Source organism: Pseudomonas fluorescens group sp. PF-1 (assembly GCF_054481335.1).
On sequence record NZ_JBTMNG010000002.1, the window covers coordinates 2,161,609 to 2,186,028 of the forward strand.

The following is a 24,420-nucleotide window of genomic DNA, read 5'->3' on the forward strand; positions in this document are numbered from 1 at the left end:
GTTTTTTTTCGTATCCGGTTCACCCCTTACGAGGGTAGCCACCTGGAGAATCACCCATGACACAAAAGATTGTCGTGGCGGCACTGTATAAGTTCGTCACCCTGGAAAATTACGTCGACCTGCGCGAGCCCCTGCTCAAGGCGATGGTCGACAACGGCATCAAAGGCACCCTGCTGATCGCCAATGAAGGCATCAACGGCACCGTGTCCGGCAGCCGCGAAGGCATCGACGGGCTCATGGCCTGGCTCAAGAACGACCCGCGCATGGACGACATCGACCATAAAGAGTCGTATTGCGACGAGCAGCCGTTCTACCGCACCAAGGTCAAACTCAAGAAAGAAATCGTCACCCTCGGCGTGGAAGGTGTGGACCCGAACAAAAAGGTCGGCACTTACGTTGATCCGCAGGACTGGAACGCGCTGATCAGCGATCCGGAAGTGTTATTGATCGATACCCGAAACGACTATGAAGTGTCGATCGGTACCTTTGAAGGCGCGATCGACCCGAAAACCACCAGTTTTCGCGAATTTCCCGACTACATCAAAGCCAACTTCGACCCGGCCGTGCACAAGAAGGTCGCGATGTTCTGCACCGGCGGCATTCGTTGCGAAAAGGCCTCGAGCTATATGCTCAGCGAAGGCTTCGATGAGGTCTATCACCTCAAGGGCGGCATCCTGAAGTACCTCGAAGAGGTGCCGCAGGAAGAAACCAAATGGCAGGGCGATTGCTTCGTGTTCGACAACCGCGTGACCGTTCGCCACGATCTGAGCGAAGGCGACTACGATCAGTGCCACGCCTGTCGTACGCCGGTCAGCGTAGAAGACCGTGCATCCGAACATTACGTGGCCGGTATCAGTTGCCCGCATTGCTGGGACAAACTGAGCGAGAAAACCCGTCGCAGCGCCATCGATCGGCAAAAGCAGATCGAGCTGGCCAAGGCTCGCAACATGCCTCACCCGATCGGCTACAACTACAAGCAAATCACCTCCGAGGCTTGAATCATGTCTGCATGTCGCCTGCTCTACTTGATGGACCCGATGTGTTCCTGGTGCTGGGGCTTTGCCCCGGTGGCCAACGCGCTGGTCGAGCAGGCGCAGGCAGCAGGAGTGGACGTGCACCTGGTGGTGGGCGGTTTGCGTACCGGCAGTGGCGCGGCGCTTGAACCGACCACGCGGCGTTACATCCTCGAGCATTGGCAGGCGGTCACCGAGGCCACCGGCCAGCCGTTCAAACGGGAAGGGGCCTTGCCGGATGGATTCGTCTACGACACCGAGCCCGCCTGTCGGGCACTGGTGACGGCGCGCAGCCTGGCGCCGGATTGTGCGTGGAAACTGCTCGGCCTGATTCAGCAGGCGTTTTATGCCGAAGGTCGTGATGTCACCCACGCCAGCGTTCTGGTTGAGCTGGCGGAGCGTGCCGGCCTGCCGCGCATCGAGTTCGCCGCCGCTTTCGACCGTGCCGATATGCACGCCGCTACGGCTGCCGATTTCACGTGGGTCCAGGACCTGGGCATTGCCGGTTTCCCGACCTTGCTGGCTGAGCGAAATGGTCAATTGGCGCTGCTGACCAATGGTTACCAGCCGCTCAGTGTTCTTTCCCCGCTGCTCGGCCGCTGGCTGGAGCGCGCAGCCTGTGCATGATCTGCCCGACGATAGCGCGACGGTAAAACGTGTCGATCGGTTGAGCTGGGCGGAAATTCGTCGTCTGGCGCTTCATCACAAAAAGTCCTTGTGGATCGCCAACGGCGTGGCCGTGCTGGCGACGCTTTGCAGTGTGCCCATCCCCTTGCTCTTGCCATTGCTGGTGGACGAAGTGTTGCTGGGACATGGTGACGCTGCGCTGAAAATCATGAACCACGCGCTGCCGGATGCCTGGCAGAAGGCTGCGGGTTACATCGGCCTGATGCTGCTGGTGACCCTGACGCTGCGCTGTGCTGCATTACTGTTCAACGTGGTGCAGGCGCGGTTGTTCGCGGCGCTGGCCAAGGACATTGTCTACCGCATTCGCATCCGGCTGATCGAGCGACTCAAGCGTATTTCGCTGGGGGAATACGAAAGCCTGGGCAGCGGCACGGTGACCACGCACCTGGTCACTGACCTGGACACCCTGGACAAGTTCGTCGGAGAAACCCTCAGTCGTTTCCTCGTGGCCTTGCTGACGCTGGTGGGGACCGCGGGCATTCTGATGTGGATGCACTGGAAACTGGCGCTGTTGATTCTGTTGTTCAACCCGTTGGTGATCTACGCCACGGTGCAGTTGGGCAAGCGGGTCAAGCACCTGAAGAAGCTCGAGAACGACAGCACTTCGCGCTTCACCCAGGCGCTGACCGAAACCCTCGATGCGATCCAGGAGGTGCGAGCTGGCAACCGTCAGAGTTTTTTCCTCGGTCGCCTGGGGCTGCGGGCCAGGGAAGTCCGTGATTACGCGGTGAGCTCCCAGTGGAAAACCGATGCCTCAAACCGGGCCAGCGGCTTGCTGTTCCAGTTCGGCATCGATATTTTTCGCGCCGCGGCAATGCTGACGGTGCTGTTTTCCGACCTGTCCATCGGCCAGATGCTCGCGGTGTTCAGCTACCTGTGGTTCATGATCGGGCCGGTTGAACAACTGCTGAACCTGCAATACGCCTATTACGCTGCGGGCGGTGCCCTGTCGCGAATCAACGAACTGCTGTCCCGCGCCGATGAGCCGGAGTACCCGAAAGGGGTCGATCCGTTCAACGGCCGCGAGACGGTGGGCATCGAGGTTCAGGGCTTGAGTTTTGGATACGGCGACGAACTGGTGCTGAACCAGATGAACCTGTCCATCGCCCCCGGCGAGAAAGTTGCGATCGTCGGCGCCAGCGGGGGTGGCAAGAGCACCCTGGTGCAACTGCTGCTGGGCTTGTACACACCACTGGCCGGCACCATTCGTTTCGGCGGTTCGACTCAGCAAGAGATCGGTCTGGAGACTGTCCGGGAGAATGTCGCCGTGGTCCTGCAACACCCGGCGCTGTTCAACGACACCGTGCGCGCCAACCTGACCATGGGCCGTGAACGCAGTGACGAGGCTTGCTGGCATGCGCTGGAAATCGCGCAGTTGCACGCCACGATTCGTGACTTGCCCAATGGCCTGGACAGCATCGTCGGGCGCTCCGGCGTGCGTTTGTCCGGTGGCCAGCGGCAACGCCTGGCGATCGCGCGGATGGTGTTGGCCGAGCCGAAAGTGGTGATCCTCGACGAGGCCACTTCAGCGCTGGATGCTGCCACCGAATACAACCTGCATCAGGCGATGGCACGGTTCCTGAGTAACCGCACCACGCTGATCATCGCCCACCGGCTGTCGGCGGTGAAACAAGCCGACAGAGTGCTGGTCTTCGATGGCGGGAAAATCGCCGAGGATGGCGACCATCAGCAGTTAATCGCTGATGGTGGCCTGTATGCCAAGCTATATGGGCATTTGCAGCGGTTGTAGGTTAACTCCACAGCACCTGGAGCGCGTTTTCCCCGCCGTCATAACCGAAATTTTTCATCACGATCGAGCACGATTCGCACGGGGGCATCGTCGTGGCGATATTGACGGACTTGATCGCCTTGGGGTCGGGGTATTTCTCCCGAATCACGTGGATCAACTTGCTTTCGCTGTCCAGTGACGTCGGTTTTTTCGACTGCACTGGCTTGTAGGTGCCGATGTCCTTGATGGTCGTCGGCACGGCCAGCAACTTACCTTCAGCGGTCACATCGAGAGAGGTGTAGGGAAAGCTCTGATTCATGTCGATATTGAAGTAGGTTGATTCGCCGACCCGAACCGAATCCGCTCCAAGATTCTGTTTGAACAGCGGCAAGTGCCCGGTCGCTTGCTGGGCGCCGGAAACGCTGACGTAGATTTCCCGTTGCCCGCTGCTGGTCATGACCTCGGCGTAGGCAATGTTTCTCGGATTGAAGGAGCGTTGGCGCTTGGGGGTCAACTGGTGCAGCTTCTGCATGGTCTGGTTGATCCTTAGTGCGCTGTTGGCCTTGCTGGCGTCGATCGTCGGCGACATGAACAGCGTATCGAAGATGCTGGCGGTGCTCTGACGCAAGTCTTCCGGAGCGTCCTTGCTCCTGCTCCATGTCGTGGCGCCTTCGGGCAGTCGAGTGACGATCATTCGGGTTGAATGATCGAACATCAGTGCTTCTCCGGGACTGGTGTCGACCTTCAGGAATTTCATGTTGCCCGCAGGGTCAGGGGCCGTTCCGATCGGAATGGCGATTTCGTTCATGGTTTTCATCGCGAGCTCAAGGGCTTCTTTACTGTGCATGCGTGCGATGTTGTTGGCGCTCAATGACCCGGTGTACACCGTTAGCAGTTCCGCACCCAAGGTGCCTTCAGCCATGTCAGCCTTCAACAAGCGTTTCAATGTCAGCGGCTCGCTCAGGCTTTGCCCTTTGGGCACTGTCGCAAAGTAATACTTGTCGGTATTGATTCGGCTGAAGACATAAGTACTCGATTCATCTTTGGACGGCACCAGAATGGCCCCGATCCGGTGCGGGTCATCGGCGCCCTCGTAAACCCCCTTGACCTCGATACGGCCATAAATACCTTTGCGGAACATCAGGGTGGCCGGCATCTCGTGGCGAGGCACCAGCCACTTCTTGGTAAAGCCAAGTGTGGTGATGTCACCTCTGTACAGCGTCGGGATGTTGTCGATGATCTGATAAAGATTGCCCTCATGGGTTACAAACTGGCCGTCATGACCGGGTCGGCTAACCGCTTCGGACACCCGGTCGCCAAACCAGGGCGCGTAACCTTTGGTTTCGTCGAACGAGCCGACTTCCGGTGTCGAGGCGGGTGTCCCTGTCACAAAACTATTGAGGCATTCGCTGCCGTTGTTTGGCGCGCGGCGTGGCCGGCAGGGGACTGACGTTAATGCGCTGCTGTCATCGATCATCTCGACGCGGCGCAGTTCTTCGCCGTCCAGACGGTACGGGACGTCGTCGATGAAGACTGTCGTGCGCCCATCGATGTCGAACTGGTAGCGAACGTGTGCCTGTTCCGGGAGTTCAAAGAAAACCAGCTCGTCGGTTTTCTTCACGGTGTCGTAGCTTGAGCGACCGAGTGAAAGTTCATGGTTCTGCGGAGTGAGTCGAGGTCCATAGGGGCGGCTGGACAGCGGGTCAACCAGGTAGTGGTGGCCGTCGATCTTTCGAACCGGTACATCTTCGATGCCTTTGACAATACCCAGCTCGTCGGCATCCATCAGCGGTTTCCAGCGTCCCGGTTCGGTGGCCTGAGGCAGGCTGCTGACCAAGTCGTAGCTATCGGCCTTGCCGGCGAGTTTTTTTAGTTGGAACACTGCCCGTCTTTCCAGGAAGACGACTGCACGTCCGGCGCCTTTTACGCCCCTGCCAACGAGCCGCAGCAGATCCACTGAACCGTCCAGGGGGTTGAGGTTCTTCAAGCTCGAAGTCAACAGTTTGCCGGACAGCTTCACCATTCGCGGCAATGTCGAGCGAATCCCCAGTCCGCCAGCTCGTGCGGCCAGCCTGATGCTGCCTGCGGCGAACTTACCCAAGGGAACTGTAAATGACAGGATATCGAGCACCAGGCCGATTGCGCCGAGAACGCGATCACCGAACTTGTCCGATTGAAGGTCTTCGATGCTCCCCCAGAATGGCAGGAATCCCTTGACGCTGTGAAGCCAGTGTTTTTCCTCGAGATGGCGTTCGTATGGGGTTACTCCCCAAGCCTCGCGACGCACCTCCTTTTCATCCAGGTAAAGCAGGTGTGTAGTAATGAAGGTTGCGATTTGCTGCGTGCGCGGGGATGTCAGCGTGAGGTTGGGAGAAATGTCGTGATCTGCCGACGGCGTTCGAGAAGGGGGGAGGGCGTCGCCGAGTGGGTCAAGAATCGCGAGGCAGGTGGCTCCTGATTTCGGCGGCGTGCCGGTTGCATGGGCATCCTGGTCGAATGGCAAGCGGTGTTTGCGTATGGCGATGTAGGAGGCATAGTCCTCCTCGACAAGGCGGTTGACGGAAAAATAATGACCACGGTCGCCACCGACATGGGCGGTTGTCACATCGGCGCGCGGTCTCATGACGCCGGCACGGGGCAGGCACTCGTAGAAGCGCACGGCGTTTTTGTAAGTGGCTTGCAGCACAAACCCCATGCGTGCCCTGAGCGGCAGGGTGTGTGCTGCAGTTTCTTCATCGGCCTTGCGCCCGGTTTCATTCCTTAGGCTGAGTACCCTGACTTCACCATGTTCCAGCGCCTTGCGATCGGCCCACGGCAATGTGACCAGCAGGCTTTTGATCAGCAGTTCGTAGGCTGCTTTTGATTTGGCGAGGTAGCTTTTGAATTGCTCGTCGAATAGAACGGCAATATCAGGCAGGGTGCGGTTGCGTGGAAGTAAAGTGACAGAGCGAGCATCGGAATCAACCGGGCCCGATTCAAACGTGCGGTCAGTGGACAGTCTGATCCAATCCCTGGCGGTCTTGCCGTCGTCAGTGATGTACCACTTGTTATCAGCGTTCAAGCCGCCTGAGGCGTACACCTCCAGCAAGGGCCAGGTTTTCTGCGGCCGGTCGGTGGATTCCATGATGTTGCGCTCAACGCGCTTGCCCGACCGATAGAGGTGGCGCATTACGCGGATGCGCAGCGGGTCCGAGCTAATGCCGGTGGCGAATGCCCGTTTCAGCTGTTGTTCTGCCAGCTTCAGCCGTTTTGGAGCGGAGGTATCGAGTTGGACAATTGCCTCGTTCAACTGCACCTGGTGGTCTTCCAGCGCTTGCAAGGCTTTCAGTCTGCTTTCCTGAACATCGCCAGTTTGCGCGCTCGGTTCCACTGCATCGATCGCTTGCGCGCAGGTCAGCGCCGCTGGAACACGCGTCAGGGCGATTAACTGGAGCAGGGCTTCACTGGCGTTCTGGCTTTTTTTTAACGGTAGATCGGTGATTTGCTGGAAGGTCAGTCGTTGCAGCAGGGTCGGGTCCAGAGCATGAGCGAGATGGGCGCCGTGAACGAAATTGACCCAGACGACAGAGCTGGCATAGGGCAGGTCGGGGGGAATGTCGCGCACCTGGAATTCGACTGGAAACCTGGCTTGACAGAGCCTGCCCAGCAGCGCGGTTTCCGTCGGCGTGGTCGTATAAAGTGAGTCCTCAAGGTGTTGCCGGAAGTGCTTGCGGATATCGGCGTAGCTTTTGCTGTGGTTGAGGCGTTGTTGCAATTGATAGCCGGCAATGCTGTGTGACGCATCGGTGAGCGTTTGGAAGTACCAGAGTCGAATCGCCTCCAGCAGCAGTTTTGCGCCGATATCCGGCACTGTTTTTTCATCGGAACCGCTGCCGTACCAATTGAGTTTTTCCAGCAGGCGCTGGGCCAGGTCACGTGCCTTTGGTGTGTCGAGCAAACGCCCAAGGCAGGCGGTGGGTTGGGTGGCCAGTTGTTGTGGTGTCATCGGTGGTGTGACTTCCCTGGCCAGGATGTCGATGACGGAGCTGGCTTCATTTGTGACGAGTTCGCTGACGACATTGAGCAGCAAGATGTGCTGGTGCTGTTCTATCAGTTCACTGATTTGCAGTCCCTGTTCCAGGTTCAATCGGTGAATGGCGCGTTTCTCCTCCACCTCTTCAATCAGTCGGGTCAGGGAGTCCGTGTTTTGTTCAGCAGGCAAGGCGAGGCCGTAATACTTCAAGACCTGCGGCAGGGGCAAGACCCTGTCGGTGCGTATGTATCCACCTATGCCCACAAGCGCTCGCTGAAAGGTGCGAATCTCGCCAGTGGACTTTGTTACATCCTTGATCGTATGTGTATCGACGGTGCCGTCATTGTGGCTCGTCAAAAATACGCACTGATCGCCGATACCACTGACTTCCGTCAGGAGTCCTTTAAGTGGTCGAAGATGCACAGACAAAGCATTGTCACTGGTGTCTTCGAAGAGGGCGCGCAAAAGCGTTTTCGTGCGCTCGTACTCAAGTGTCAGGGGCGAGTCCGCAGAGGGGGACAGGTAGAATCCATGCAGGTCGGAGGCTCTCGTCCTGACGGCTTGTAACGCGCTCAGTATTGTCTCGTACTCGGCCTGTTGGCCGGCATGCCGTTGAGCCGGGGTGGGCGCAGCAGTTGCAGTTTGCATGGGAAAGCGACTCTTAAATGGATGAGAGTCGCCAGTCTCAAAGTTTTGTTCACTGCGGATGCGGTACATATGTAGTGCATGTTGTACCGTGTCTGGCTTGCCGGAAGCTGGATCGCCCCCTAGTCTAGCTGTAGCGATTACGTCCGGAAGACGATCAAGCAGTGCTAACGCAAGGGACCTCATGAATCAAACGCGGACACTCGGAACGCCACGGTTGTTGGGCATCGTATGGCCATTTATCGCCGTAGTGGTGTTTCAAGCCCTATTGGGTGGCGTTAGCCTATATGTGCTGTCGGCGGTTCGCGGCTATGTCGCCGGTGAAAGCTTGTGGTCCAAAGGCCAAAAAGACGCCATCTACTACCTCAATCTCTACGCGGACAGTCGTGACGAGTCGATTTTCCGCAAATACCAGGACGCGATGGCCGTGCCTCAGGGCGGTCACGAGTTGCGGGTCGCGCTGGATCATCAACCGCCGAATATCGAAGCGGCGCGCCTGGCGATTCTCAAGGGTGGCAACCACCCGGATGACGTTCCCAGTCTGATCTGGCTGTACCTCAATTTCCGCCATTTCAGCTACCTCGAGAAGGCTATCGACCTCTGGACGGTGGGTGATTCGTATCTGGTCAAGCTTGATGATGTTGCACAGGACATGCACCGGCACATTGCCGCTGGCCCGGCCTCAGAGGCCGACATCAAGAACTGGAAGGCGCAGATATTTGCAATCAATGTTGAAGTGACTCCGGCAGCGAAAGCTTTCAGTGACGCATTGGGAGAGGGGTCTCGGGTCATTCTCCGGCTGTTACTGGTGACCAACCTCGCCACCGCCCTTGGCCTGATTGCGCTGGCCTTGATGCGCACCCACAAGTTGCTCAAACAACGTCATGCCTTCGCCGATGCCCTGCAACTCGAGAAAGACCGGGCGCAGATCACCCTGCAATCGATTGGCGACGCGGTGATCACCACGGATGTCGACGGCGCAATTGCCTACATGAACCCGGCGGCCGAGACATTGACCCACTGGAAGGCCGAGCAGGCGACGGGTTTGCCGCTGGCGGCGCTGTTCAATCTGCTGGACGAGAATGCCCACACCGACGGATTCACGTTGATCGAGCGAATTCTGAGCGGCCAGCTCAGCGGTGGCAGTGAACATTCCAAATTGATTCAACGCCTCGATGGCAGCACGGTGTCGGTCACGCTGGTTGGCGCGCCGATCCGCAATGCCGGCAACGTCAGTGGCGCCGTACTGGTGCTGCACGACATGACCCAGGAGCGGCAATACATTGCCAATCTGTCCTGGCAGGCTACCCATGACGCATTGACCGGGCTCGCCAACCGTCGCGAGTTCGAGTATCGCCTGGAGCAGGCGCTACACACGCTGGCGCGGCAGACGGGGCGTCACGCCCTGATGTTTCTCGATCTGGATCAATTCAAGTTGGTCAACGATACCTGCGGCCATGCGGCGGGAGACGAATTACTGCGGCATATCTGCGCGCTGTTGCAATCGGGATTGCGCGAAGGCGATACCCTCGCTCGTCTGGGCGGCGACGAGTTCGGCATCCTGCTGGAGAATTGTGGGTTGGAGGCGGCGGAAATTATTGCCGAGAGCCTGCGCCAGACTGTACAGAATCTGCACTTTGTCTGGAAAGGTCGACCTTTCGTGACCACCGTCAGTATCGGGCTGGTGCATGTCGCGCAACATCCGACCACACTCGAGGCTTCGTTGCGCGCTGCCGACATGGCCTGCTACATGGCCAAGGAAAAAGGTCGTAACCGGGTTCAGCTCTATCATCCGGATGATTCGGAACTGTCCCTGCGTTTCGGCGAAATGGCTTGGGTGCAACGCTTGCACATGGCCCTGGAAGAAGATCGCTTCTGCCTGTATGCCCAGGAAATCGCGCCGCTCGGCCGTACTGAAGCGGGCAGCGGACACATTGAGATTCTGCTGCGTCTGCATGACGAAGCCGGGCGCATGATCCTGCCCGACAGCTTTATTCCGGCGGCCGAGCGTTATGGCCTGATGAGCTTGATTGATCGCTGGGTCGTGCAAAACGTATTCAAGATCATTGCCCAATGTCGTGCCGAACAGCGTCAGGGGCCTTTGGCCATGTGTGCGATCAATCTGTCAGGCACTACCATCGGAGATGAGGCTTTTCTGGACTTCCTGCGTGAACAGTTCGTTACTTATTCAATACCGGCTGAAATGATTTGTTTTGAAATTACTGAAACCAGCGCCATTTCAAATTTGGGCAGCGCGATCAGATTCATTAATGAACTCAAAGGCTTAGGCTGCCATTTTTCGCTGGACGATTTTTGCGCCGGTATGTCCTCATTCGCTTACTTGAAACATTTGCCTGTAGACTTCCTGAAGATCGACGGGAGTTTCGTAAAGGATATGCTGGACGACCCGATTAACCGCGCCATGGTCGAGGTGATCAATCATATCGGTCATGTCATGGGTAAGCGTACGATTGCCGAGTTTGTCGAGACGCCTCAGATCGAGCAGGCATTGCTGGAGATCGGGGTGGATTACGCTCAAGGGTATCTCATTGAGCGCCCGCAACTGTTTACCTGCGATAGTTTGCAAAGTCGTCCCGCCAGGCCTCAGCCTTTGTTGTTCAGGGCGCCTGGCACGTTCCGTTGAAATCTCTTGCTGATCCCAACAATCACAATCAAAAGGAGCTCGACAGTGATCGACACATTCAACCGAACCGGACCACTCATGGAAGCTGCAAGTTATCCCGCCTGGGCTCAACGATTGGTCCAGGACTGCAGCGAGAGCAAGCGCCGGGTCGTCGAACACGAACTGTATCAGCGCATGCGTGACAACACGCTCAGTGCCAAGACCATGCGCCAGTACCTGATAGGTGGCTGGCCGGTGGTTGAACAGTTCGCGTTATACATGGCACAAAACCTGACCAAGACCCGTTTTGCCCGCCACCCAGGCGAGGACATGGCGCGTCGCTGGTTGATGCGCAACATTCGCGTCGAATTGAACCACGCCGATTACTGGGTGAACTGGAGCCGTGCTCACGGCGTCACTCTTGAAGATCTGCAGGCGCAACAGGTAGCCCCTGAACTTCACGCCTTGAGCCATTGGTGCTGGCACACCAGTTCCTCGGACTCGCTGATCGTGGCCATTGCGGCCACCAACTATGCCATTGAAGGCGCAACCGGGGAGTGGTCGGCGCTGGTCTGTTCCAATGGCGTCTATGCGGCGTCGTTTCCCGAGGAGGAGCGCAAGCGGGCGATGAAATGGCTGAAGATGCATGCTCAGTACGATGATGCTCATCCATGGGAAGCGCTGGAAATCATCTGCACACTGGCAGGCATGAATCCGAGCAAATCCCTGCAGACGGAATTGCGCCAGGCTGTGTGCAAGAGCTACGACTACATGTTTCTGTTCCTGGAACGCTGCATGCAGCTGGAGCACGCGGAAAGAACGCCGGTAGCCCGTGAGCGATTGGCGCTGGCCGAGAGCTGATCCGAGTAACATGCAATAAGACTGTGGGAGCGAGCCTGCTCGCGAAAGCGGTTTATCAATCAACATTGATGTTGACTGGCACTCCACTATCGCGAGCAGGCTCGCTCCCACATTGATTATGCAGCGTTGCTGAAATCTCAGCCCGCCATCGTCAAACGGTTACGCCCTTCGCGCTTGGCCACATAAAGCGCATTGTCGGCCCTGCGCAACAGGCTCTCTACAGACTCGCCGGGCAACAGGGTCGAGCAACCGATGCTGACAGTCAGCCCGACCAGACGGCCATCAGCCAGGAAGTCCTCGGTTTGCGCCGCCAACCGCAGTCGTTCGCCGACCATGGCCGCTGCTTCCCGGGCGGTGTTCGACAGCAGGATCAGGAACTCTTCCCCGCCATAGCGAAACACCATGTCTACGTTACGCAACTGGCCCTTGATCGACGCGGCAACGGCCTTGAGTACGTCATCGCCGGCACTGTGCCCGTGGGTGTCGTTGATCTGCTTGAAGTGATCGATGTCCAGCATCAATAGCGACAGCGGTTGCAGATGGCGCCGTGACAGTTCGATTTCCCGCTGCAGCGTCTGGTCCATGGCGATACGGTTGCCGGTGTCGGTCAGTGGATCGCGCAATGCGCTCCGGGTGGCGGCACGGTAAAGCAAGGCGTTGCGCATCGGATAAAGCAGCGAGGCCAGCAGCGATTCGAGGTTGCCCTGTTCTGGCTCGGTGAAGCGTTGATTGCGGCGAAACACCAGTTCACCCAGGTGTTCGCCTTCATGACTGAGGTTGTAACTGATGGAGTGATGACCGCGTTGGCCGAACTCCAGGCGCAAGTCGCTGCTATTGTGCTGGTAGCTCAAGGAATCGAGTGGAACGAGTCGCTGAATTTCGCGGAAAAACAGTCCGAGAATGCGTTGTGGCTCAAGACTGGTTTGCAGTTGCAGGCTCAGTTGCTGGCGCAGTTGCGCCAGACTGGGAGGTCTTTCCAGGGTGGTTTGCTGCTGACCAAAACCCAGGCGTTGCAATTTGGCGCTATCGAAGTCAATTGCGTTGGTCTGGGAAGGTGATTTCATATGGTGTGCGCCCCTGAGCAGTAAGGCTGTCTTACAAGCTGGGTGAGAGCGGCTTTGGGCTGCGCGTCATACTGGTCCGTCAGTCCCGTAGGACATCTCTTACAAGTCTAATCTGCTTTATCGCGGTTTTGTAACCCGTCGAGTTAAGCCCCGCTTGCCTGCTTTCTCACTGCCTGTTTGAACAAAGGTAGAGCGAAAGTCATGCCAGAGCGTTCAATTAAATAAAAATATTTCGAAATCAGCATGTTAGCGGTAGCTGAAATGGTGGAGGGCACTTGTGCGGCATTTGTTTGACTGAAAAACCACTGAACCTTGAGTGCCGCGACGGGAAGTCGGCGCGGCACAAAAGCGACGCACGGTATTACTGGGCGTTGAATGCCTGGCCGTTGATACCTGTGCTGTCCGGCCCCATCAGGTACAGATAGACCGGCATGATCTCTTCCGGCGTCGGGTTGTTCAGCGGATTTTCCCCGGGATACGCCTGGGCGCGCATGCTGGTACGCGTAGCACCCGGGTTGATGCTGTTGGAGCGTACGGGGGCCACGGTGTCGACTTCATCGGCCAGGGTTTGCATCAGGCCTTCGGTGGCGAACTTCGAGACACCGTAAGCGCCCCAGTACGCACGGCCCTTGCGGCCGACGCTGCTGGAGGTGAATACCACCGAGGCGTCCCGGGACAGCTTGAGCAGTGGCAACAGGGTGCTGGTCAGCATGAACATGGCGTTGACGTTGACTTGCATGACCCGCATGAAGTTTTCGCCGGACAGTTGTTCGATCGGCGTGCGTGGGCCGATGATTGACGCGTTGTGCAGCAGGCCATCGAGGTGGCCGAATTCGCTTTCGATCATCGCCGCCAGCTCATCGTATTGATGGGGCAGGGCGGTTTCCAGATTGAACGGGATCACCGCGGGTTGCGGATGGCCGGCCGCTTCGATTTCGTCGTAGACCTGAGTCAGATTGGCTTCGGTCTTGCCCAGTAACAGTACGGTAGCGCCATGGGCTGCATAGGCTTTCGCGGCGGCGGCGCCTATGCCGCGACCGGCGCCGGTGACCAGGATGACCCGGTCCTTGAGCAAATCAGGGCGAGCGGAATAATCGAACATAAAAACCTCACAGCAAATTCAACAAGAAGCGGAGACCGAACCTGTGGTGAGGGAGCTAGCTCCCTCACCACCAAGGCATCTTTGGTCAGCAGCTACAAAGGGCGCTATCGAGCACCTTGCGCAATTCCAGCGGATGATCGACCACCACGTCTGCGCCCCAGTGCCGCGGGTTGTCGTCCGGGTGGATGTAGCCGAAAGTCACCGCTGCCGTCCTGGTACCCGCATCGCGACCCGATTCGATATCGCGCAAATCATCGCCGACGAACAAGACGCTGGCCGGGTGGAGGTCGAGCATCTTGCAGGCGAGGATCAGTGGCTCGGGGTCCGGTTTGCTGTTCTTCACGTGGTCCGGACAGATCAGCAGGGCCGAACGCTCGGCCAGCCCGAGCTGCTGCATGATCGGTTCGGCGAAACGCAGTGGCTTGTTGGTGACCACGCCCCAGATCAGGTTGGCGCTCTCGATGTCGGCCAGCAGTTCGCCCATGCCGTCGAATAGCTTGCTGTGCACGGCACAACCCACGAGGTAGCGCTCAAGGAATTCCAGGCGCAGCTCTTCGAAGCCTGGGGACTCAGGGTCCATGGAGAAGGTCACGGCGACCATCGCCTTGGCGCCACCGGAAATCTCATCGCGAATATGTTTGTCGTTGATCGGCGGCAAGCCGCGATCGGCACGCATCGCCTGACAGATCGCAATGAAGTCCGGCGCGGTGTCGAGCAGGGTGCCGTCCATGTCGAATAGAACTGCTCTGATACGCATCGGCTTACTCCTCGCGCAGGGTCTGGATCATGTAGTTGACGTCAACGTCGGCTGCCAGTTTGTAGTGCTTGGTCAGCGGGTTGTAGGTCAGGCCGATGATGTCCTTGACCGTCAGGCCAGCCATGCGGCTCCAGGCGCCAAGCTCGGAAGGGCGGATGAATTTCTTGAAGTCGTGGGTGCCGCGCGGCAGCAGCTTCATGATGTATTCGGCGCCGACAATGGCGAACAGGTAGGCCTTCGGGTTGCGGTTGATGGTGGAGAAGAACACCTGGCCGCCGGGTTTGACCATGCGGAAGCAGGCGCGGATGACCGAGGAGGGGTCCGGCACGTGTTCGAGCATCTCCAGGCAGGTGACTACATCGAATTGCTCCGGCATTTCCTCGGCCAGGGCTTCGGCGGTGATCTGCCGGTATTCGACGTTCACGCCGGACTCCAGTTGATGCAGCTGCGCGACCGCCAGCGGCGCTTCGCCCATGTCGATGCCCGTCACCGTAGCGCCGCGCTGGGCCATGGCTTCGCTGAGAATGCCACCGCCGCAGCCGACATCGAGGACTTTCTTGCCGGCCAGGTTGACGCGTTCGTCAATCCAGTTGACTCGCAGCGGGTTGATGTCGTGCAGGGGTTTGAATTCGCTTTCACGATCCCACCAGCGGTGCGCCAGGGCTTCGAATTTGGCGATTTCGGCGTAGTCGACGTTGCTCATGGTTTAAGTCCTCTAAAACTTGAAAAATCCTGTTGCCCCGGTTTTCGTTCCGGGGGGCTTACGATTCATTGCGACCGCTGATGCGCTGGCCCCAGGCCTTGGCGGTAGCGATCAACTGTTGTTCATCCAGGCGGGTCAGGCGCCGGTCGTCCAGCAGTTGCTGGCCGGCGACCCAAAGGTGTTTCACGTTGTCCCGGCCGGTTGCATAGATAAGCTGCGAAACAGGGTCATAGACTGGTTGTTGGGCCAGCCCGGAGAGGTCGAATGCCACCATGTCCGCGGCTTTGCCGAGTTCCAGTGAGCCGACCTCGGCTTCGATCCCCAGGGCGCGTGCACCATTGAGTGTGGCCATGCGCAGGGCGCGATGGGCATCCAGCGCGGTGGCCGAGCCGGCGACCGCCTTGGCCAGCAGGGCGGCGGTGCGGGTTTCACCGAGCAGGTCCAGATCGTTATTGCTGGCCGAGCCGTCGGTGCCGACCGCGACATTCACGCCAGCCTGCCACAGGCGTTCCACCGGGCAGAAACCGCTGGCCAGCTTCAGGTTCGACTCCGGGCAATGAATCACGCTGGTGTTGCTTTCTACCAGCAGGGCCAGGTCTTCCTCGCTGATCTGGGTCATGTGAACGGCCTGGAAGCGCGGCCCGAGCAGGCCCAGTCGCGCGAGGCGAGCCAGCGGACGTTCGCCGCGCTGCTCGATCGACTGCTGCACCTCGAACGCGGTTTCATGCACGTGCATGTGGATCGAAGCGTCGAGTTCTTCGGCGATCACGCGGATTTTTTCCAGGTTTTCGTCGCCCACGGTATAGGGGGCATGGGGGCCGAAGGTGACTTTGATGCGGTCATGGTGCTTGAGGTCGCCGAACAACTCGATGCCCTGACGAATGGCTTCGTCCGCCGTGCTGGCGCCGGGAATGGGGAAATCGAGAATCGGGATCGCGATCTGTGCGCGAATGCCGCTCTTATGCACGCGCTCGGTGGCAACCTTCGGGAAGAAATACATGTCAGAGAAGCAGGTGATGCCACCTTTGATCTGCTCGGCGATGGCCAGATCCGTGCCGTCGCGGACAAACTCCTCGTCGACCCATTTGGCTTCGGCTGGCCAGATGTGGTTTTCCAGCCAGGTCATGAGCGGCAGGTCATCGGCCAGGCCGCGGAACAGGGTCATCGCCGCATGTCCGTGAGCATTGATCAGGCCGGGACTGAGCAAGATGTCCGGCAGTTCTCGCACTTCGCTTGCATTAAGCTTCAGGGCGGCGGAACGTGGGCCGATGAAGACAATGCGTCCGTCGCGGATGCCCAGGGCATGGTCCTTGAGGACAACGCCAGCGGGTTCGACGGGTACCAGCCAGGTCGGCAGTAATAACAGGTCGAGCGCAGCGGCAGTGTTCGGCATCGAGGGTCGGTTCCAGTGCTTTTGTAAAGGATGGCGAAGTATACCCGAGCGTCTTCGCGGGGGGATCGCTATAATCGGCGGCTTTTGTTCATGAGTGCGGGGTGAGGGATGCGCGATCGACTGTTGGCTGCGGAGAAAGTGAAGGCCATCGATTGGCGTGATGGCGCCCTGTATCTGCTGGATCAGCGTATTTTGCCATTCGAGGAGACCTGGATCGCCTACACCAGCGCGGCTGGCGTGGCCGAGGCCATTCGCTCGATGGTGGTGCGCGGTGCGCCGGCGATCGGTATCAGTGCCGCTTATGGTGTTGTGCTGGCGGCTCGCGCGCGGTTTGCCGAGGGTGGGGACTGGCAGGCGGCGCTGGCGGAGGATTTTGCTCTGCTCGCCGATTCCCGACCGACCGCTGTCAATCTGTTCTGGGCGCTGGGTCGCATGCAGGAACGGCTCGATCGGCTGAAGAATCACGCCGATCCGCTCTCTGTCCTGGAGGCCGAGGCCATCGCAATCCACGAAAGTGATCGCGAAGCCAACCTCACCATGGCGCAACTGGGTGTGGACCTGATCCGCAAGCATCAGGGCAACGCTCAGGCCATCCTGACCCATTGCAATACCGGCGCGCTGGCCACCGGCGGCTTCGGTACCGCGTTGGGTGTGATTCGCGGGGCGTTCATCGAAGGCATGGTCGAGCGCGTTTACGCCGATGAAACGCGTCCATGGTTGCAGGGTTCGCGATTAACGGCGTGGGAGTTGGCCAACGAAGGCATCCCCGTCACTCTCAATGCCGATTCCGCTGCTGCGCACATCATGAAAACCAAGGGTATTACCTGGGTGATCGTCGGCGCGGACCGGATCACCGCCAATGGCGACGTGGCGAACAAGATCGGCACTTATCAGCTGGCGGTCAACGCCATGCACCACGGTGTACGATTTATGGTGGTGGCGCCGAGTTCGACCATCGACATGAGCCTGGCCAGTGGCGACGACATTCCGATTGAAGAGCGTGATGGTCGCGAGTTGCTGGAAGTCGGTGGCAAACGGGTCGGGGCGGATGTCGATGCATTCAATCCGGTGTTCGATGTCACACCGGCTGACTTGATCGACGCCATCGTCACCGAAAAAGGCATCGTCGAGCGCCCGGATACGGCGAAAATGACGCAGTTGATGTGTCGTAAGCGCCTGCATTGATGTTCTCTGGTGCCTGGTAAATCGCCATCGCTGGCAAGCCAGCTCCGACAGGGTTCTGAAGTGTTCACAAAACCTGTGGGAGCTGGCTTGCCAGCGATGAGGCCCTATATACCAATGAATCAGCCAGATCCCGCCCCAAATTCCTCATTCAAAGCGGCTCTAAGCTTCTCTGATCTCCTTCAAGCCTGTCACCGGTCAACTAACTATGCTCCATGCGCATCTGGGGGATAGGTGCGTGGCGGCTCTTGTGATAACATCCGGCGGTTTCCAGGGCTGCCCCAAGGGGCGACCTTTACTGCGCAGATCCATGGCATAACTCGTTGATTTGTCGTAAGTCGGTGCATGGCAATGAGCCTGCAGCGGCGAGCTTCGTTCGTCCCATATGGATGTGACGAAGTTTCACCAGAAAAAGGAATCAGGCTTCTCATGGGCGAACTGGCCAAAGAAATCCTCCCGGTCAATATCGAAGACGAGCTGAAGCAGTCCTACCTCGACTACGCGATGAGCGTAATTGTCGGGCGGGCACTGCCGGATGCGCGCGATGGCTTGAAGCCCGTGCACCGGCGCGTGCTGTTCGCGATGAGCGAGCTGGGCAACGACTTCAACAAGCCGTACAAGAAATCTGCCCGTGTTGTCGGTGACGTGATCGGTAAGTATCACCCGCACGGTGATACCGCGGTGTACGACACCATCGTTCGGATGGCGCAGCCATTCTCCCTGCGCTACCTGCTGGTAGACGGCCAGGGCAACTTCGGTTCGGTGGACGGCGACAACGCCGCGGCCATGCGATACACCGAAGTGCGCATGACCAAGCTGGCGCACGAGCTGCTGGCCGACCTGCATAAAGAAACCGTGGACTGGGTGCCGAACTACGACGGCACCGAAATGATCCCGGCGGTCATGCCGACCCGTATTCCCAACCTGCTGGTCAACGGCTCCAGCGGTATTGCCGTGGGCATGGCGACCAACATTCCGCCGCACAACCTCGGTGAAGTCATCGACGGTTGCCTGGCCCTCATCGACAATCCTGAGCTGACCGTCGATGAGTTGATGCAATACATTCCCGGTCCGGACTTCCCGACGGCAGCGATCATCAACGGTCGCGCCGGCATCATCGAAGCCTACCGCACCGGTCGCGGCCGCATTTACATGCGCGCGCGCTCGATGATCGAAGACATCGACAAGGTCGGTGGCCGTCAGCAGATCGTCATCACCGAACTCCCATACCAGCTGAACAAGGCCCGTCTGATCGAGAAGATCGCCGAGCTGGTGAAAGAGAAGAAGCTCGAAGGCATCACCGAGCTGCGCGACGAGTCCGACAAGGATGGTATGCGCGTCGTGATCGAGTTGCGTCGCGGCGAAGTGCCGGAGGTGATTCTCAATAACCTCTACGCCCAGACCCAGCTGCAAGCGGTGTTCGGCATCAACATCGTTGCGCTGATCGACGGTCGCCCACGGATCCTGAACCTCAAGGACCTGCTGGAAGCCTTCGTCCGTCACCGTCGCGAAGTGGTTACCCGCCGCACCGTGTTCGAACTGCGCAAGGCGCGCGAGCGTGGTCACATCCTTGAAGGTCAAGCGGTTGCCCTGTCGAACATCGACCCGGTCATCGCCCTGATCAAGGCCTCGCCAACCCCGTCGGAAGCCAAGGAAGCGCTGGTCAGCACCCCTTGGGAATCCTCTGCCGTGGTCGCGATGGTCGAGCGTGCCGGCGCCGATTCGTGCCGTCCGGAAAACCTCGATCCGCAATACGGTCTGCGCGATGGCAAGTACTTCCTGTCGCCAGAACAGGCGCAAGCCATTCTGGAGCTGCGTCTGCACCGTCTGACCGGTCTGGAACACGAAAAGCTGCTGGCCGAGTATCAAGAGATCCTCAACCAGATCGGCGAGCTGATCCGCATCCTCAACAGCGCCACGCGCCTGATGGAAGTGATCCGCGAAGAACTGGAAGTGATCCGCGCCGAATATGGCGACGTGCGTCGCACCGAGATTCTGGATGCCCGTCTCGACCTGACCCTGGGTGACATGATCCCGGAAGAAGAGCGCGTCGTGACCATTTCCCACGGTGGCTATGCCAAGACCCAGCCGCTGGCTGCGTACCAGGCCCAGCGTCGTGGCGGTAAAGGCAAGTCGGCGACTGGCGTCAAGGATGAGGACTACATCGCTCACCTGCTGGTTGCCAACAGTCACACCACGCTGCTGCTGTTCTCCAGCAAGGGCAAGGTGTACTGGCTCAAGACCTACGAAATCCCCGAGGCGTCCCGTGCTGCCCGTGGTCGTCCGCTGGTCAACCTGCTGCCGCTGGATGACGGTGAATACATCACCACCATGCTGCCGGTCGAGGAGTACACCGAAGGTCACTATATCTTCATGGCTACCGCAAACGGCACCGTGAAGAAGACCCCGCTGGAATCCTTCAGTCGTCAACGCAGCGTCGGCTTGATCGCCCTGGAGCTGGATGAGGGCGACGTGCTGATTTCCGCCGCCATTACCGATGGCGAACGTGAAGTCATGCTGTTCTCCGATGGCGGCAAGGTGACTCGCTTCAAGGAATCCGACGTTCGCGCCATGGGCCGTACCGCCCGCGGCGTGCGCGGCATGCGCCTGCCGGAAGGCCAGAAGCTGATTTCCATGCTGATCCCGGAAGAAGGCAGCCAGATCCTCACCGCTTCCGAGCGTGGTTTCGGCAAGCGTACGGCGATCACCGAGTTCCCTGAGTACAAGCGTGGCGGCCAGGGCGTTATCGCCATGGTCAGCAACGAGCGTAACGGCCGTCTGGTCGGTGCGGTTCAGGTGCTCGATGGCGAGGAGATCATGCTGATTTCCGACCAGGGCACCCTGGTACGTACCCGTGTCGACGAAGTCTCCAGCCTGGGTCGTAACACCCAGGGCGTAACCCTGATCAAACTGGCCAAGGATGAAACCCTGGTTGGTCTGGAGCGGGTTCAGGAGCCGTCGGAGGTCGAGGGTGAAGAGCTGGAAGGTGAAGAGGGTGCGGAGTTCGACGGTGAGGTCGTGATCGACGACGTTGTCGAAGACCAGCAACTCGACGCCGCCGCTGACGAAGAACCTCAAGAGTAAGCGGGTAAGCAGGGGGCGGATGAAAATTCGCCCCCTTGTTGTTTGTCCGTAATGAAATATCGACACCTCTGGAGATCCCTTGTGGGAGCGAGCCTGCTCTCGATGCAGGCGCCACGGTACGTCTGAAGTATCGCGGTGATGCAATCGCGAGCAGGCTCGCTCCCACACATCTGTTTCAGCAGGGACCCGGTGTTGGCTGACAATGTGATTTATTGCGTGATACCACCAAATCAGAGCGAGATTGGATGTGAGCAAGAGAGCCTATAACTTCTGTGCCGGTCCTGCGGCGCTTCCCGAAGCTGTCCTGCAGCGCGCCCAGGGTGAACTTCTCGATTGGCACGGCAAGGGCCTGTCGGTCATGGAGATGAGTCATCGCAGTGATGAGTTCGTGTCCATTGCCACCAAAGCCGAGCAGGATCTGCGTGATCTGCTGGATATCCCCTCGAACTATAAAGTGCTGTTTCTGCAAGGTGGCGCCAGCCAGCAATTTGCTCAGATTCCTCTGAACCTGTTGCCGGAAAGCGGCTCTGCCGACTATATCGATACCGGTATCTGGTCGCAGAAAGCCATCGAAGAAGCTTCGCGCTACGGCCACGTCAATGTTGCCGCTACCGCCAAGCCTTACGACTATTTCGCCATTCCCGGGCAGAACGAGTGGAAGCTGTCGAAAGACGCGGCCTACGTTCACTACGCGCCGAACGAAACCATTGGCGGTCTGGAGTTCCAGTGGGTTCCGGAAACCGGTGATGTTCCGCTGGTGGCCGACATGTCCTCGGACATTCTTTCCCGTCCGATCGACGTCTCGCGCTTCGGCATGATCTACGCCGGTGCCCAGAAAAACATCGGCCCGAGCGGCATCGTGGTGAACATCGTTCGCGAAGACCTGCTGGGTCGCGCCCGTTCCCTGTGCCCAACCATGCTCGACTACAAGGTCGCGGCTGATAACGGTTCGATGTACAACACCCCGCCAACCCTGGCCTGGTACCTGTCCGGCCTGGTGTTCGAGTGGCTGAAAGAGCAGGGCGGTGTCGAAGCCATCGGCAAGCTCAACGAAGTGAAGCAGCGCACGCTGTACGAGTTCATCGATGCCAGCGGCCTGTACAGCAACCCGATCAACAAGTCGGACCGTTCCTGGATGAACGTGCCTTTCCGCCTGGCGGACGACCGTCTCGACAAGCCGTTCCTGGCTGGCGCCGACGAGCGTGGTCTGTTGAACCTCAAGGGGCACCGCTCCGTGGGCGGCATGCGCGCCTCCATCTATAACGCCGTCGACATCAACGCGATCAATGCGCTGGTTTCGTACATGGCAGAGTTCGAGAAGGAACACGGCTAATGTCTGAGCAAGAACTCAAGGCACTGCGCCTGCGCATTGATGCCCTGGACGAAAAGGTCCTGGAGTTGATCAGTGAGCGTGCGCGCTGCGCCCAGGAAGTCGCGCGAGTAAAGATGGCCTCGCTGGCCGAAGGCGAAGTGCCGGTGTTCTATCGTCCTGAGCGCGAAGCTCAGGTGCTCAAGCGTGTCATGGAGCGTAACCAGGGGCCGCTGGGTAACGAAGAGATGGCGCGGTTGTTCCGCGAAATCATGTCTTCGTGCCTGGCCCTCGAGCAGCCGCTGAAAGTGGCCTATCTCGGCCCTGAAGGTACCTTCACCCAGGCGGCCGCCATGAAGCACTTCGGCCATGCCGTGATCAGCAAGCCGATGGCGGCGATCGATGAAGTGTTCCGGGAAGTGGCGGCCGGTGCGGTGAACTTTGGCGTGGTCCCGGTGGAGAACTCCACCGAAGGCGCGGTCAACCACACGCTGGACAGCTTCCTTGAACACGACATGGTGATCTGCGGCGAAGTCGAGCTGCGCATCCACCATCACCTGTTGGTTGGTGAGAACACCAAGACCGACAGCATCAGTCGCATCTACTCCCACGCTCAGTCCCTGGCCCAGTGCCGCAAGTGGCTGGACGCCCATTACCCGAATGTCGAGCGCGTGGCGGTGTCCAGCAACGCCGAGGCGGCCAAGCGGGTCAAGGGCGAGTGGAACTCGGCGGCGATTGCCGGTGACATGGCGGCCGGCCTGTATGGGCTGACCCGACTGGCCGAGAAAATCGAAGACCGTCCGGATAACTCCACGCGGTTCCTCATGATCGGCAACCAGGAAGTGCCGCCGACTGGCGACGACAAGACCTCGATTATCGTCTCCATGAGCAACAAGCCTGGCGCACTTCACGAGTTGCTGGTGCCATTCCACGACAGTGGCATCGACCTGACGCGAATCGAGACCCGTCCGTCGCGCAGTGGCAAATGGACCTATGTGTTCTTCATCGACTTCGTCGGCCACCACCGTGATCCGCTGATCAAAGGTGTGCTGGAAAAGATCAGTCAGGAAGCAGTGGCACTCAAAGTGCTGGGTTCCTACCCGAAAGCAGTTCTCTAAGGGCGGTAGCAAATGAGTGGTGATTTCCTAGCTCTGGCGCAGCCGGGCGTGCAACAACTTTCGCCTTACGTTCCGGGCAAGCCCGTGGACGAACTGGCGCGCGAGCTGGACCTCGATCCGGCCAGCATCGTCAAACTGGCAAGCAACGAAAACCCGCTGGGCGCCAGCCCCAAGGCGCTGGCAGCCATCCGCGATGCGCTCGCGGAGCTGACCCGCTACCCGGACGGCAACGGTTTCGCGCTCAAGACCCTGCTGGCCGAGCAGTGCCGCGTCGAGCTGAGTCAAGTGACCCTGGGCAACGGCTCCAATGACATTCTGGAGCTGGTCGCGCGCGCTTACCTGGCGCCGGGCCTGAATGCGGTGTTCAGCGAGCACGCGTTTGCGGTCTATCCGATCGTGACCCAGGCTGTCGGCGCCCAGGCCAAAGTGATTCCGGCCAAAGACTGGGGGCATGATCTGCCGGCCATGTTGGCAGCGATCGACGCCAACACCCGCGTGGTGTTCATCGCCAACCCGAACAACCCGACCGGAACCTGGTTCGACACCGAAGCGCTGGACGAATTCCTGCAGGACGTGCCGGAACACGTGCTGGTCGTGCTGGACGAGGCCTACATCGAGTACGCCGAAGGCAGCGATCTGCCGGACGGCCTGGATTTCCTGGCGGCTTACCCGAACCTGCTGGTTTCGCGGACTTTTTCCAAGGCCTATGGCCTGGCGGCGCTGCGCGTAGGTTATGGCTTGTCCACCGCGGTGGTCGCCGATGTGCTGAACCGTGTGCGCCAGCCGTTCAACGTCAACAGCCTGGCTCTGGCTGCCGCTTGCGCCGCCCTGCAAGACACCGAATACCTGGCCGAAAGTCGTCGACTCAATGAGACGGGCATGCAGCAGCTGGAAGTGGGCTTCCGCGATCTGGGGCTGAGCTGGATTCCCTCCAAGGGCAATTTCATTTGCGTCGATCTCGGTCGAGTGGCGGCCCCGGTTTTCCAGGGGTTGCTGCGTGAAGGTGTGATCGTGCGTCCGGTGGCTAACTACGGCATGCCGAATCACTTGCGCGTCACCATCGGTCTACCGGCTGAAAACAGCCGCTTCCTCGAGGCGCTGGCCAAGGTTCTGGCTCGTGGTTGATGTCACTGCACGG

Annotated in this window: 16 protein-coding genes; 10 read left to right on the forward strand and 6 right to left on the reverse strand. The window is 59.1% G+C overall.

Features of this window, described 5'->3' with window-relative positions:
- Nucleotides 1-56: 56 nt before the first annotated feature.
- The 3 genes from trhO to ACX3YD_RS24805 are packed head-to-tail and all read left to right on the forward strand — an operon-like array spanning nt 57 to nt 3,450.
- A complete protein-coding gene (trhO, locus tag ACX3YD_RS24795) occupies nt 57-998 on the forward strand; it encodes an oxygen-dependent tRNA uridine(34) hydroxylase TrhO (protein WP_103405726.1) in 942 nt (313 codons plus the stop codon).
- A 39-nt stretch (nt 999-1,037) separates the two neighbouring features.
- Nucleotides 1,038-1,640, forward strand: coding sequence for a DsbA family protein (locus ACX3YD_RS24800; protein ID WP_178083148.1), 603 nt, complete (start codon nt 1,038-1,040; stop codon nt 1,638-1,640).
- On the forward strand, nt 1,633-3,450 hold the full coding sequence (locus ACX3YD_RS24805; protein ID WP_458961272.1) for an ABC transporter ATP-binding protein: 1,818 nt from the start codon (nt 1,633-1,635) through the stop codon (nt 3,448-3,450). Before ACX3YD_RS24800 ends, ACX3YD_RS24805 begins: the two co-directional genes overlap by 8 nt.
- Before the next feature lies 1 nt (nt 3,451).
- Here ACX3YD_RS24805 and ACX3YD_RS24810 read toward each other — a convergent pair whose 3' ends face one another.
- Nucleotides 3,452-8,089 (reverse strand): deaminase domain-containing protein, encoded by a 4,638-nt coding sequence (locus tag ACX3YD_RS24810; RefSeq protein WP_458961273.1) that lies wholly within the window; start codon nt 8,087-8,089, stop codon nt 3,452-3,454.
- A gap of 181 nt (nt 8,090-8,270) precedes the next feature.
- Between ACX3YD_RS24810 and ACX3YD_RS24815 the strand changes: the two genes are divergently transcribed.
- Nucleotides 8,271-10,730: an EAL domain-containing protein gene (locus tag ACX3YD_RS24815; protein ID WP_458961274.1), complete on the forward strand. Its 2,460-nt coding sequence runs from the start codon at nt 8,271-8,273 to the stop codon at nt 10,728-10,730.
- Between the two features lie 78 nt (nt 10,731-10,808).
- A complete protein-coding gene (locus tag ACX3YD_RS24820) occupies nt 10,809-11,570 on the forward strand; it encodes a TenA family transcriptional regulator (protein ID WP_219739221.1) in 762 nt (253 codons plus the stop codon).
- Between the two features lie 137 nt (nt 11,571-11,707).
- Here ACX3YD_RS24820 and ACX3YD_RS24825 read toward each other — a convergent pair whose 3' ends face one another.
- The 5 genes from ACX3YD_RS24825 to ACX3YD_RS24845 all read right to left on the reverse strand — a co-directional run bounded on the left by ACX3YD_RS24825 (nt 11,708) and on the right by ACX3YD_RS24845 (nt 16,589).
- Nucleotides 11,708-12,634 carry a GGDEF domain-containing protein gene (locus tag ACX3YD_RS24825; protein ID WP_458961275.1) on the reverse strand — a complete coding sequence of 309 codons (927 nt, stop codon included), beginning with the start codon at nt 12,632-12,634 and terminating at the stop codon, nt 11,708-11,710.
- A gap of 361 nt (nt 12,635-12,995) precedes the next feature.
- The gene (locus tag ACX3YD_RS24830; RefSeq protein ID WP_047527085.1) at nt 12,996-13,736 is read right to left on the reverse strand and encodes a YciK family oxidoreductase; all 741 of its coding nucleotides are present in this window, start codon (nt 13,734-13,736) and stop codon (nt 12,996-12,998) included.
- 85 nt (nt 13,737-13,821) lie between these two features.
- Nucleotides 13,822-14,493, reverse strand: a complete 672-nt coding sequence (mupP, locus tag ACX3YD_RS24835; RefSeq protein WP_090467988.1) for an N-acetylmuramic acid 6-phosphate phosphatase MupP — start codon at nt 14,491-14,493, stop codon at nt 13,822-13,824.
- Between the two features lie 4 nt (nt 14,494-14,497).
- Complete coding sequence (gene ubiG, locus ACX3YD_RS24840; protein WP_007973655.1) at nt 14,498-15,196, reverse strand: bifunctional 2-polyprenyl-6-hydroxyphenol methylase/3-demethylubiquinol 3-O-methyltransferase UbiG; 699 nt, start codon at nt 15,194-15,196, stop codon at nt 14,498-14,500.
- 58 nt (nt 15,197-15,254) lie between these two features.
- Entirely contained in the window at nt 15,255-16,589 is a 1,335-nt protein-coding gene (locus ACX3YD_RS24845) for a TRZ/ATZ family hydrolase (RefSeq protein WP_103405721.1), read from the reverse strand.
- A 108-nt stretch (nt 16,590-16,697) separates the two neighbouring features.
- On the opposite strand from ACX3YD_RS24845, the gene mtnA reads away from it, so the two are divergent.
- The 5 genes from mtnA (at nt 16,698) to hisC (ending at nt 24,407) form a co-directional block, all read left to right on the forward strand.
- Entirely contained in the window at nt 16,698-17,774 is a 1,077-nt protein-coding gene (gene mtnA, locus ACX3YD_RS24850) for an S-methyl-5-thioribose-1-phosphate isomerase (protein WP_047527088.1), read from the forward strand.
- A gap of 426 nt (nt 17,775-18,200) precedes the next feature.
- Nucleotides 18,201-20,855, forward strand: coding sequence for a DNA gyrase subunit A (gyrA, locus tag ACX3YD_RS24855; RefSeq protein WP_047527089.1), 2,655 nt, complete (start codon nt 18,201-18,203; stop codon nt 20,853-20,855).
- Between the two features lie 247 nt (nt 20,856-21,102).
- Nucleotides 21,103-22,188, forward strand: a complete 1,086-nt coding sequence (serC, locus tag ACX3YD_RS24860; protein WP_103405720.1) for a 3-phosphoserine/phosphohydroxythreonine transaminase — start codon at nt 21,103-21,105, stop codon at nt 22,186-22,188.
- On the forward strand, nt 22,188-23,282 hold the full coding sequence (gene pheA, locus ACX3YD_RS24865) for a prephenate dehydratase (protein WP_458961276.1): 1,095 nt from the start codon (nt 22,188-22,190) through the stop codon (nt 23,280-23,282). The genes serC and pheA overlap by 1 nt, the downstream gene beginning before the upstream one ends.
- A gap of 12 nt (nt 23,283-23,294) precedes the next feature.
- A complete protein-coding gene (hisC, locus tag ACX3YD_RS24870) occupies nt 23,295-24,407 on the forward strand; it encodes a histidinol-phosphate transaminase (RefSeq protein WP_103405719.1) in 1,113 nt (370 codons plus the stop codon).
- The last annotated feature ends 13 nt before the right edge of the window (nt 24,408-24,420 follow it).